This window comes from Enterovibrio qingdaonensis, from assembly GCF_028683135.1.
In the GTDB taxonomy this organism is placed as follows: domain Bacteria; phylum Pseudomonadota; class Gammaproteobacteria; order Enterobacterales; family Vibrionaceae; genus Enterovibrio; species Enterovibrio qingdaonensis.
In genome coordinates, this window is sequence record NZ_JAJUBB010000024.1 from 19,167 (window position 1) to 30,863 (window position 11,697).

The window sequence follows — 11,697 nt, forward strand, 5'->3', positions numbered from 1 at the left end:
GTTTAGCCGTAAGCCCAAGGATGGAAGCGTACTACGCCTATTATTATGTTTAAAAACAAGCACGTAATTTTAGCGATGATCGTTGCGCCAATATTGGCCATCATCGCCTATTTTGGCATTGACCTTGCGGTCAGTGAAAAGCCTTTAGCCGCCAAGGAAGGAGAAACATACAAGCTCGCTGCACGCTCAAACTGTCGCTACACCAGCGGGTTATGCTCGATGGTGAATGGTGATTTCAAAATTGAGCTTCGTTCAGAAACGCTGACGGAAAATGCCGTCATCCTCAAACTGACTTCAGACTTCCCTCTTGAAGGTGCAAAGATTGGTCTGATTCAGCATAAAGAACAAGCTGGCTCTCCGGTAGATATGGAGAAGAACAACAAGTCAGGCAAAGAGTGGATGGTGGACCTTCCGGCCCCTGCAAACGAAGAGAGCGAACTGCATCTTGTCGTGAAATCTCAAGGAACACTCTACTACGGAGAAGCACCAACCACCTTTGTGGAATACAAAACGTTTTTCACGGAAGAGCAAAAAAGTCAGTAGCTAAAACCAATGCGGTTATGTCTTCACACGAGATAGAGTTTGGCAGCTTTGAGTACTGCTGCCACTCTCGCTTCGTGCTCTTGCTCAGTTAACCAAAAACTGACGTCCATCCAACCATCAGTTCCCATCATCGCGAGCTCTGTGATTTGAATCTCTGCCGTTAGGGGATCCCAAATACCTTCAGCTCGAATCAATCCAGCTTCGGTATCTAATCGCGGTATTGAAAAAGCTTCCATGGTCAGTTTTCTCCCTGCTGAAGCAGTGCTCTGAGTTTTATAGGTTTGACAGGTTTCGCAATGTAACTAAACCCTTTATCTCGGATCATCAAACGCGTTTCAGGTGTTCTGTCGGCGGTAATAATGGTCCCGATAAATCCATCACCGAGTAATTCTCGGCAACGTTGCAAAATGTCCAATCCCGTGAGAGATGGGGCCAAATGATAGTCACTGAGAATGACATTGGGCTGCCACCCCTCATCAATAATACTAACGACTTGTTCCAAATCTTCCGCAACTTTCACCTTACATCCCCAGCGGGTCAAAAGGCTTTCCATTCCTGTCAAAATGTCTTTTTCATTATCCACACAAAGTACACGCACCCCAGCCAAAGGCTCGGCATTTTTTGTTGGTGCGTCATCTTCAATGCGAGTGTCTCCCTGCAGAGGCATCATCGTCGAACGATGAGCAGTGATGGAGAATACCGTCCCCTCATCCGGCCACGAACGAAGATCAAGAGGTTGGGCAAGGATACGGCTAATACCTCGTGCGATCGCAAGTCCAAGGCCAAGTCCTAATTCAGCCCCTTTACGATCAATGCGGGTGAATTCATTAAAGATATCCTGCTGACGATCTTCTGGGATCCCAGGGCCATTGTCCCATACCTCGATGCGTACTTTATTGCCCTTGCGACGCGCACCTAATAACACGCGTCCATTTGGGTTGTAGCGAAATGCATTAGTGAGGAAGTTTTGCAGCACACGGCGAAGAAGCCGCTTATCAGATCGAATGCGAATACCTGTTGGCTGTACGCGAAAATCGACCCCTTGCTCTTTCGCAATCATGCCAAATTCTGCAGCCAGCGTTGAAAACACCTCATCCAGCGAAAAGTCTGCAACTTTGGCCTTCATCTTCCCTGACTCAAGGCGCGAAATATCCAGTAAATCACCGATCAAATCTTCCGCGGCACCCAATGCACTTTCAATGTGCGAAGACATCTTCTGCACGTCTTTTTCTTGCGCCATTTCACTGAGTGATGATGCAAATAAGCGCGCTGCATTCATAGGCTGCATTAGATCATGACTCACCGCAGCCAACAGTCGGCTTTTCGATTGCGATGCTTGCTCGGCTTTCGCTGTCGCAGAAAACAAGCGACGGTTCAGTGTTTCAAGCTCTTGGGTACGCTCAATAACACGCGCTTCCAAGGTTTCATTGGATTGTTTAAGTGCCTCTTCTGCATCACGGAAAGCGGTAATATCCGTAAAACTCATGACGAATCCGCCCCCTGGCATCGGGTTCCCCTGCACTTCAATCACTCGCCCGTCTGGATGAACACGTGACGATGTGTGGGACGACCCTTGCCGTAAAAAAGACACACGTTTTTCTACGTGATCATCGATATTTCCAGGTCCGCAAAGCCCACGTTCGGCGTTGTAACGCACCACATCGGCAATCGGTCTGCCAACCTGAATTAAATCTGGTGGGAATTTAAAAAGCTCGACGTAACGTTGGTTCCACGCCACCAGCCGAAGTTGTTTATCGACCACGGAAATCCCTTGGCTGATATGCTCAATCGCGCCTTGCAGCAGGCCGCGGCTAAAATCGAACAATTCGGAGGCTTCATCAACGATGGTGGCAATTTCTTCCAATTGCATATTTCGCCCTTGCAGGGCAGAGGTAAGTACCAGTTTGGCCGAAGACGCACCAAACACGCCAGCGAGTACACGCTCTGTATGGCGGATAAGTGCAGCACTTGCTTGCTGCTGCGGTAGCAAGGTTTCCCCACGCTGCTCGGCAAACATCCGAAAAGTCTGGCGCATACGTGTACGTCCCACAAAGCGTGCAGCCAGCATTTCGAGCTCTGCAACCGTTACTCTGCTTTGGTAGAGGCTTGAGTCGTCGCCTTCGGGTAGCGGCGTACCAACAAAACTCGCCGCCTGTAAACGTTCACTCAACGAAGGCCGCGTTGCCATTGACACCACCACAAAGCAGGCAGTATTCACCATCACGCTAAGTGCCATCCCCCAGTCAACCGCACTCAGTGAACGGAAGAAAGGCAAGTCAGGCGGCGTGAGCATCCAGAGCACCACGTTGCTGCTCGCATCTCCTGCGAGCATCCCCGTCTGCATCATCAGTGTCATCAGCCAGACAACGAAACCTGAAAACAGCCCAGCATATACCCCTTTTTTATTTGCCTGGCGCCAGTAAATTCCCGCCACCAACGGGGGGGCAAACTGTGCAATAGCCGCAAAAGACAAAAAGCCAATTGCAGATAACGAAGGCACCTCGAGGATCAGTTGGTAGAAACCCCATGCAGCAATCAACAGGAGAAAAATGAGCGCACGACGCACATTGAGCAGTAAACCGGAGAACTGAGTGAAATTGCGATTGGAAATGCGCATACGGCGAAGAAGTTGCGGCAGCACCAAATCGTTTGACACCATGATAGCCAACGCGATGGTAGAGACGATAACCATGCCACTTGCCGCGGATGCGCCGCCCAAAAACGCAAGTAGCGCGATGCCTTCGCTCCCCATCGCAAGCGGTAGCTGGATCACGTGGGTATCTGCGGATGCACTCGGCAAAAATACCTGTCCTGCATACGCCAAAGGAAGCACGAATATGCCCATTAATAGCAAATACAGAGGAAACACCCAGCGTGCCGTATGCAAATCCTGCGCACGGGCATTTTCTACCACCATGGTATGAAACTGACGCGGTAAGCAAATAATCGCCGCCATGGTTAAGATGGTATGCACTAACAAAGACCCCCATTGTGGCGTCCCCACCACATTGGTTTCCTTGAGTGACGGGAGCGGAACGGGCGCATTCCAAAGCAAGGTAACAGCAAAGATGCCTACCACCAAAAACGCCACGAGTTTGACGATAGACTCAAAGGCCACCGCCATCATCATCCCTCGGTGGTGTTCGGTCGAATCGATGTGGCGTGTCCCAAATAAGACGGTAAACATGGCAAGTGATACACACACTAACCAAGCAATCTGTCCCTGATTCAGTCCTGCCTCTTTACCGATGTTCGGGGCGATCACATCCAGCCCCATGGTGATACCACGAAGTTGCAGAGCGATGTACGGCAGAATGCCGAGCACGGCAATGATGGTGACCATTACCGCCAACCCTTGCGACTTTCCATATCGCGCAGCAATAAAGTCAGCAATCGAGGTAATGTGCTCGCGTTTGGCGATCAGAATGATGCGGGCGAGAAATCGCCAGCCAATAGTGAAAACAAGAATGGGAGCGAGGTAGATGGGAAGAAACGACCAGGGTTGGCTCGATGCCTGCCCGACGGTGCCGAAAAATGTCCAGGACGTGCAGTAAACAGCAATCGATAAGCTGTAGATCCAGGGGCGCCATCCTCGAAGCCATCGCGGGCGGTTATCGCCATACCAAGCAATGAGAAACAGAATTCCCAGATACGCCAATGCCACCGGCACCACTATCCATCCTACCGACATAAATCCTTCCCTGACATACACCTAACGCGAGGTACGTTGACGCTTCAAGTGCTTGTTTACCACGTCACTCAAATGACAACAACGCCACGCCCTCGCGTCGTGATGAACCTCTCTACTCGCGTTGCGCTGTTTCCTCAGATTTCGCGCTCACACCTAAGTTCTGCTCCTGATTTTTGGGTAATGTCAGGAACAACGCTGGCACACCCAATGCGGCCATTACATAGAAGGCATCCCCTTGCATCCAGCCGTAAAGAGCACCACTTACCATGGTCAGCAGTGCCATTGCGGCCCCCAAAGGAATCGCATTGTAAAGTGCCTGCATAGCCATCAACTTGTCCGAGGGCTGATGCTGGATGTAGCGCATCGCAGCAATATGCGCGAGACCAAACGTCACGCCATGTAGTGATTGTGCGAAGACCAATATACTCACGTCCGTCGACCATCCTGTCAGGCCCCAGCGAACGATGACGGCCAAAGCCGCAAGACGAAAAAGTGACTGCACCTCCCAGTGACCAAACAAACGACGGCTAACGGCAAACATCGTCACTTCCACCACGACACCGATGCTCCATAGGTAACCGACTGTGGAATCAGAAATACCTGATGCTATCCAATGCACCGAACTAAACGCGTAATAGGCCGCATGGCTTCCTTGAATCAATGACACCAGCAACACAAACGTCATCACTTCTTTCGATTTAATGACCGTTGAGAGTTTTGGCCGGATCGGTGGGCTCGCCGAGTCATTTAACGGCAACACACTTGGTGAGAGCAATGTCCAAAAGCCCGTAGCCAGCAATCCGATTGCCGCAAGTACAATGATTGATTGAGGACCAAAGTGCTCCACCACTCGACCCGTCACTGTCGAGCCTAAAACAAACGCCAACGACCCCCACAAACGTGTTTTGCCATAATCGAGCAAATTCCGCTGATTGTAGTGATTCGCCAATGCATCAGAAACCGGCACAGACGGGCCAATCGCACAGTTAATTAACACTGACAACACGGTTAACCATAAGAGGTTTGGTGTTGCCGCTAAGTGTAAGAACCCGAACATAGCACCGATAAAAGAAATGGCACGAAGTGCGGGCAACAAATGGGTTGGCAAATGAAAGCGAGGAGTGACAGTCAAATTCATCACAAAGCGCGTCATAACACCGGCTCCAATAACAAGCCCTATGTCATCTGCGGACAGTCCCATATACGCGAGCCAAACTGACCAAAAGGGTAAGTAAACGCCGTAAGCAAAGAAAAATGTCCCGAAATAGATCGATAACCACGAAAAGGGAGAGGGACGAAACATGTTCAACGAATTGCATCCTAGAGAAGGCTTTTAAAGTGACGGCTATTTTGACAGCGAAACGCGCAAACTTACAGCAAGATATCGTGAGGCTGCCTCTTATCACTGTCTATTTTCATAGACTAAAGTCGGCTGGCGCAGTTTGATGTGCTAAGACAAACTGGGTAGAGACATTGACGTTTAACTGCGTGCTTCTGCAAAGGAATTACCAATGCCTGAACCGTTTGATCTTTCATCGCCACCTTTTGACCGACTGAGCCAGCAGCAAGCAAAGTTGCTGACTTCATCGTTGGATGTAGCTTACTTTCGCCGAGGTGATGCAATCATCGAAAAAGGCGAAACCAATGATGCATTGTATGTGGTTATTAAAGGTCGAGTGCAGGAGATCCAACCTGAAACCAAAGAGGTACAGGCGCAATACATAAAGGACGACTTGTTCGATGCCAGAGCCTTGATCAAAGGGCTTGCACATCATCGTTATCGTGCGGTCGAAGACACATTGTGTTACGTCCTCCCCAAGCGAGTTTTCATGACACTCTATCAAGAGAACCCTGCATTTTCTGACTACTTCAGTACCAGCTTCAGTCAACGAAAGCGGCTGATGGAAAAAGCGCAACAGCAACAAAATCTCGCTGAATTTATACTGACAGAAGTCGACGATACGAATATTCAACCTATTCAGACGCTCCCTCATCACACCTCTATTCACGATGCGACGCATTTATTGAGAAAGCAGCGGCAAGACTGCGCCTTGGTCAATCTGGAAAGCGGCGATCATCGGGTTGGTATCATCACTCGCACCAACCTTCTGCACGCATTGGTGGAAAATGGGAAGGCACTGATTGATCCCGTTGGCGATATCGCGACGGCACCTGTTATTAGCGTCGAAATTGGCGAATACCTCTTCAATGTTATGATTTTGATGACACGAGATCGGGTAAAACGCGTGAGAGTAACGAAAGACGGGGAAACGGTCGGCATGCTCGACATGACTCAGGTACTTAGCTTGTTCTCTACCCACTCTCACGTACTGACGCTTCAGATCAATCGCGCCCATACCATTGAAGAGCTTGCGCTTGCCGCCAATAACCAACAGCAACTTGTGGCAACGCTCACCAACAATGGCATTCACACTCCGTTCGTCATGGAACTCATTTCTGCCGTTAACGAACAGATCATAGAGAAAGCATTCCAACTGACCATGCCAGAAACGTTTCAGTCCAAATGCTGCTTATTTGTAATGGGCTCTGAGGGCCGCGGCGAACAAATACTAAAGACCGACCAAGATAACGGCTTGGTGATCGCCGATGGTGTGCACTGGCCAGATATCGAACACTACATGAACCGCTTCAGTGAAGTGCTAAACCGCTTGGGTTATCCGCCCTGTAAAGGCGGTGTCATGGTCAATAATCCTCGCTGGGTAAAGTCGCAGTCAGAATGGAAAACAACAGTCCATTCGCTTTGCCAGATTGCCGACGAGCGCAGCCTGATGGATCTTGCCATCATTGCAGATAGCAAAGCTGTAGCCGGAAACAAAGGGTTGCTCGATCCTGTGACGCAAAACCTGAGGAACATACTCAGTGGCAACATGCTTGCGCTAAACACTTTCGTCCGTCCGTGTCTCGCATTTCGGGTACCACTTACCTTATTTGGCAGCCTAAAAACGGATAAAGAGGGATTGGATGTCAAAAAGGGGGGCATTTTTCCATTGGTGCATGGCGTAAGGACTTTAGCGTTAGAAAACGGACTAAAAGAGACCAATACCTTTGACCGACTGTCTGCCCTCACTCGTTGTAATGCGTTAGACGAAGAAACCGCGAACAACTTAGCAGAGGCATTGAAACTGTTTGTGAAAACGCGTCTTCAGCAGCAGCTGGACAGTGAAACGCATGACAGTAACCAGTTAGATGTCTCTCGCTTGCCGCGCAGTGAACGTGATTTGTTACGAGACTGTCTATCGGTGGTCAAACGGTTCAAAGAACGCCTCGCCGCTCACTATCAGGTGAGGGATTAATATGAACACATTGACTCGTTACTGGTATCGCTACAAATATCGACAGACGCCTTACGCGCCGCTTTTTAGCAAACCATCAGATGACGAGCTTATTGCTCTGGATTGCGAAACCACCAGCCTCGACCCAAACAAAGCTGAGCTTGTCAGTATTGCCGCAATCAAGATTCGCGGAAACACGCTGATCACCAGCGAGCCATTGTTATTATCACTCCGCGCACCGACGTCACTAAACGAGCAGTCAATTAAAGTGCACGGCATTCGCCATCAAGATTTAGAAAATGGCATGGACACAAAAGAGGCCATGCTGCGCCTTATCGATTACATTGGAAATCGCCCTATCGTTGGCTACTACATTCACTACGACAAAACCATTCTCGACCGCTATGCCAAGCGAGAACTGGGATTCAAACTGCCTAATCGCGAAATTGAAGTCAGCGACATGTATCGTAAACGTTTAGAGCAAGCCCTGCCAAATGCCTACTATGATTTGAGTATGGAGGCGATAGGACACCACTTAGAACTGCCACTGTCTGGACGTCATGATGCACTGCAAGACTCCATCAGTGCGGCATTGATTTACGTCCGCTTGAAATACGGGGATGTGCCAATCCCCACTTATTACTAAATCATGCGCAACAGCTTTCATTGAATTGCGAGCCAAACCACGACTTACGTCGTGTAAGTTCACATATTCCAGAGAAATCGTAAGTGTCATCCTAAAGTCTAATTGTCGAGAAACCCCAACTGACCGACCTTAGTAAGACAAGATCGGAATACCGTACCCCGTATAAAGTACTGCTGTCAGAAAAAAGGATGTGCTCAAAAGCACAACGCAGGAACACAAGGAGAAAGAGAATGAGTGAGGTTCACCTGCACCCGGTCATGCCGGAAATTGAAGCAAAAGCCCATATCAACAACGACAACTACCGCGAGATGTACCAACAGTCTGTTGTTAACCCTGAGGGTTTTTGGCGCGAACACGGCAAGATCGTAGATTGGATCAAACCTTTTACCAAGGTGAAGAACACCTCTTTTGACACTGGTCACGTTGACATCAGATGGTTTGAAGATGGCACACTGAACGTGTCAGCTAACTGTATTGACCGTCATCTTGATACCAAAGGCGATCAGGTTGCTCTGATTTGGGAAGGCGATAACCCTGCCGAAGATAAGACACTGACCTATAACGAACTGCACATCGAAGTATGTAAGTTTGCCAACGCATTAAAAGGCCAAGGCGTCCGTAAAGGTGATGTCGTTTGTCTTTATATGCCAATGGTTATGGAAGCCGCTATCGCAATGCTGGCTTGTACTCGCATCGGGGCAGTTCACACCATCGTATTTGGTGGCTTTTCTCCAGAAGCACTGGCAGGTCGTATTGTCGACTCAAATGCCAAAGTGGTTGTGACAGCAGACGAAGGTGTACGTGGCGGCCGCGCCGTTCCACTGAAACAAAACGTCGATGCAGCACTGACTAACCCTGCTGTTTCTTCCGTAGAGAAAGTGGTTGTATACCAGCGCACTGGCAACAATATTGAGTGGGTATCAGGCCGAGATGTCTGGTGGCACGAAGCGACAGCCGTTGTATCGGACAACTGTGAGCCTGAAGAGATGAACGCGGAAGACCCACTGTTCATCCTATACACCTCCGGTTCTACCGGCACGCCAAAAGGTGTTCTGCACACCACAGGCGGTTACCTTGTTTACGCAACCATGACCTTCAAGTACGTCTTCGACTATCAAGAAGGTGAAGTCTTCTGGTGTACTGCGGATGTAGGTTGGATCACTGGCCACAGTTACCTGATTTACGGGCCACTGGCGAACGGTGCAAAAACCATTTTGTTCGAAGGTGTACCAAACTATCCATCCACTGCGCGCATGAGTGAAGTGGTCGACAAACACCAAGTCAATATCCTTTACACCGCACCGACAGCTATTCGTGCTCTGATGGCAAAAGGTAACGAAGCGATTGAAGGTACCAAGCGTGACTCTTTGCGCATCATGGGTTCTGTGGGTGAGCCAATTAACCCAGAAGCATGGGAGTGGTACTACAAGACGATTGGCGACAGCAAGTGCCCAATCGTAGATACTTGGTGGCAAACAGAAACGGGTGGCATTTTGATCACTCCGCTACCTGGCGCTACCGCTCTGAAGCCAGGCTCCGCAACCCGTCCATTCTTCGGTGTGCAGCCTGCTTTGGTTGATAACATGGGCAACATTATCGACGGCGCAACCGAAGGTAACTTGGTAATGCTGGACTCCTGGCCAGGCCAAATGCGTACCGTTAACGGTGACCATGAGCGCTTCGAGCAAACCTACTTCTCTACCTTCAAAGGCATGTACTTCACTGGTGACGGTGCACGTCGTGACGAAGACGGTTACTACTGGATCACAGGACGTGTGGATGACGTACTGAACGTTTCCGGTCACCGTATGGGTACTGCGGAAATTGAATCTGCGCTGGTCGCGTTCGACAAAATCGCGGAAGCAGCAATCGTCGGTGTTCCCCACGATATCAAAGGCCAAGCAATTTATGCGTATATCACGCTTAATGCTGGTGAAGTACCAAGCGCAGAGCTAACCAAAGAAGTGAAGAATTGGGTACGTAAGGAGATTGGTCCTATCGCGACGCCGGACTTCATCCACTGGACAGATGCCTTGCCGAAGACCCGTTCAGGTAAAATCATGCGCCGTATCCTGCGTAAGATTGCAACTGGCGATACTGGTAGCTTGGGGGATACCTCAACACTGGCAGATCCAAGCGTGGTAGACAAACTCATCGCAGAGAAATCTAGCGTGGTTTAACCCTATTCGACGCAACAAAAAAGGCCGCTATGCGGCCTTTTTTATTGCCCGTTTTTCGTGTTAATTACTGGTCAATATGCACTCGATTTCTTAAATACTGCGCGTAATTTCGGTGATAACGCCAAATGTGGGATTGAATTAACACTTTCATCGACAAGGCTGCTTAAATTATGAACTCTTCACGCGAACGCTTTGTCATAACACGGTAATGTATATCCGGATTTGGCAAAATATGTCTGATAAGACCAGTATTTTGCTGCCATTTGCCGTGATTTCTCTATAATTGCGTTTCAGTACATGGCTGGAGTGCCATTTTTTAGGTTCTCAAACCATTTGGTGCCAGAAAGCAGAAATTAGGGACTTTTCGCAACAAGAACAGGAACAAAGCGGTCAAGATGACAGAAAATCGCAACGTTTTACTTCTCAACGGCCCAAACCTAAACATGCTGGGTGTTAGAGAACCAGGACATTACGGACAGAAGACGCTAGATCAGATTGTTACCGATCTGACCGCCCTTGCTACACAGCTCAATATTACCCTTGAGCATGTACAGTCAAACGCGGAACATGTCTTGATTGAAACCATCCATCAAGCAATGGGTAATGTTGACTACATCATCATTAATCCCGCCGCCTTCACGCATACAAGTGTAGCACTCAGAGACGCGATTTTGTCTGTCGGCATCCCTTTCATTGAGGTGCATTTGTCCAACGTTCACGCTCGTGAACCTTTCCGCCATCACTCTTATTTCTCCGATAAAGCCGAAGGCGTCATCGTGGGGTTGGGAGCACAAGGCTACGAATTTGCTTTGAGGGCAGCGGCAAGTCGCCTGCAATCAAAGACCAACTGAACAACATATTAAAGAGATAAGACACCATGGATATTCGCAAGATCAAAAAACTGATTGAACTGGTTGAAGAATCAGGTATCGCTGAGCTAGAAATCTCTGAAGGTGAAGAATCAGTGCGCATCAGTCGTGCCACTGCGCCTATCGCTGCACCTGTTTATGCTGCACCCGCTCAAGCAGTAGCTCCTGCACCCGCGCCTGTAGCAGCAGTAGAAGCCCCAGCTGCGGCACCAGCAGCACCTGCGGAAGTAGCGGGTCACAAAGTACTGTCTCCAATGGTAGGTACTTTCTACCGCTCACCGAGCCCAGAATCAAAAGCATTTATCGAAGTCGGTCAGTCAGTCAACGTTGGCGATACCCTGTGTATCGTTGAAGCGATGAAAATGATGAACCAAATCCAATCAGACAAAGCAGGCGTTGTTAAAGCAATCCTGTGTGAAGACGGCCAGACCGTTGAGTTTGACGAAGCTCTGATCATCATCGAGTAATCGAGGAC

The 11,697-nt window shown here is 49.2% G+C and carries 9 protein-coding genes; 6 read left to right on the forward strand and 3 right to left on the reverse strand.

Annotated features, from left to right (window positions below; genetic code table 11):
• Positions 1 to 45: 45 nt before the first annotated feature.
• Positions 46 to 543: a hypothetical protein gene (locus tag LRP49_RS21840; protein WP_274144964.1), complete on the forward strand. Its 498-nt coding sequence runs from the start codon at positions 46 to 48 to the stop codon at positions 541 to 543.
• Between the two features lie 23 nt (positions 544 to 566).
• Here LRP49_RS21840 and LRP49_RS21845 read toward each other — a convergent pair whose 3' ends face one another.
• The 3 genes from LRP49_RS21845 to LRP49_RS21855 all read right to left on the reverse strand — a co-directional run bounded on the left by LRP49_RS21845 (position 567) and on the right by LRP49_RS21855 (position 5,537).
• Complete coding sequence (locus tag LRP49_RS21845; RefSeq protein ID WP_274144966.1) at positions 567 to 779, reverse strand: hypothetical protein; 213 nt, start codon at positions 777 to 779, stop codon at positions 567 to 569.
• A 2-nt stretch (positions 780 to 781) separates the two neighbouring features.
• Positions 782 to 4,234: a hybrid sensor histidine kinase/response regulator gene (locus LRP49_RS21850; RefSeq protein WP_274144968.1), complete on the reverse strand. Its 3,453-nt coding sequence runs from the start codon at positions 4,232 to 4,234 to the stop codon at positions 782 to 784.
• A gap of 112 nt (positions 4,235 to 4,346) precedes the next feature.
• Entirely contained in the window at positions 4,347 to 5,537 is a 1,191-nt protein-coding gene (locus LRP49_RS21855) for a 3-phenylpropionate MFS transporter (RefSeq protein ID WP_420791657.1), read from the reverse strand.
• A gap of 208 nt (positions 5,538 to 5,745) precedes the next feature.
• On the opposite strand from LRP49_RS21855, the gene LRP49_RS21860 reads away from it, so the two are divergent.
• The 5 genes from LRP49_RS21860 (at position 5,746) to accB (ending at position 11,689) form a co-directional block, all read left to right on the forward strand.
• Positions 5,746 to 7,548 (forward strand): DUF294 nucleotidyltransferase-like domain-containing protein, encoded by a 1,803-nt coding sequence (locus LRP49_RS21860; protein ID WP_274144971.1) that lies wholly within the window; start codon positions 5,746 to 5,748, stop codon positions 7,546 to 7,548.
• A 1-nt stretch (position 7,549) separates the two neighbouring features.
• Positions 7,550 to 8,173, forward strand: coding sequence for a 3'-5' exonuclease (locus LRP49_RS21865; protein ID WP_274144972.1), 624 nt, complete (start codon positions 7,550 to 7,552; stop codon positions 8,171 to 8,173).
• Positions 8,174 to 8,403: 230 nt separating this feature from the next.
• On the forward strand, positions 8,404 to 10,353 hold the full coding sequence (gene acs, locus LRP49_RS21870; RefSeq protein ID WP_274144974.1) for an acetate--CoA ligase: 1,950 nt from the start codon (positions 8,404 to 8,406) through the stop codon (positions 10,351 to 10,353).
• 395 nt (positions 10,354 to 10,748) lie between these two features.
• Positions 10,749 to 11,204 (forward strand): type II 3-dehydroquinate dehydratase, encoded by a 456-nt coding sequence (gene aroQ, locus LRP49_RS21875; protein WP_274144976.1) that lies wholly within the window; start codon positions 10,749 to 10,751, stop codon positions 11,202 to 11,204.
• Between the two features lie 26 nt (positions 11,205 to 11,230).
• Positions 11,231 to 11,689, forward strand: a complete 459-nt coding sequence (accB, locus tag LRP49_RS21880; RefSeq protein ID WP_274144978.1) for an acetyl-CoA carboxylase biotin carboxyl carrier protein — start codon at positions 11,231 to 11,233, stop codon at positions 11,687 to 11,689.
• Positions 11,690 to 11,697: the final 8 nt, after the last annotated feature.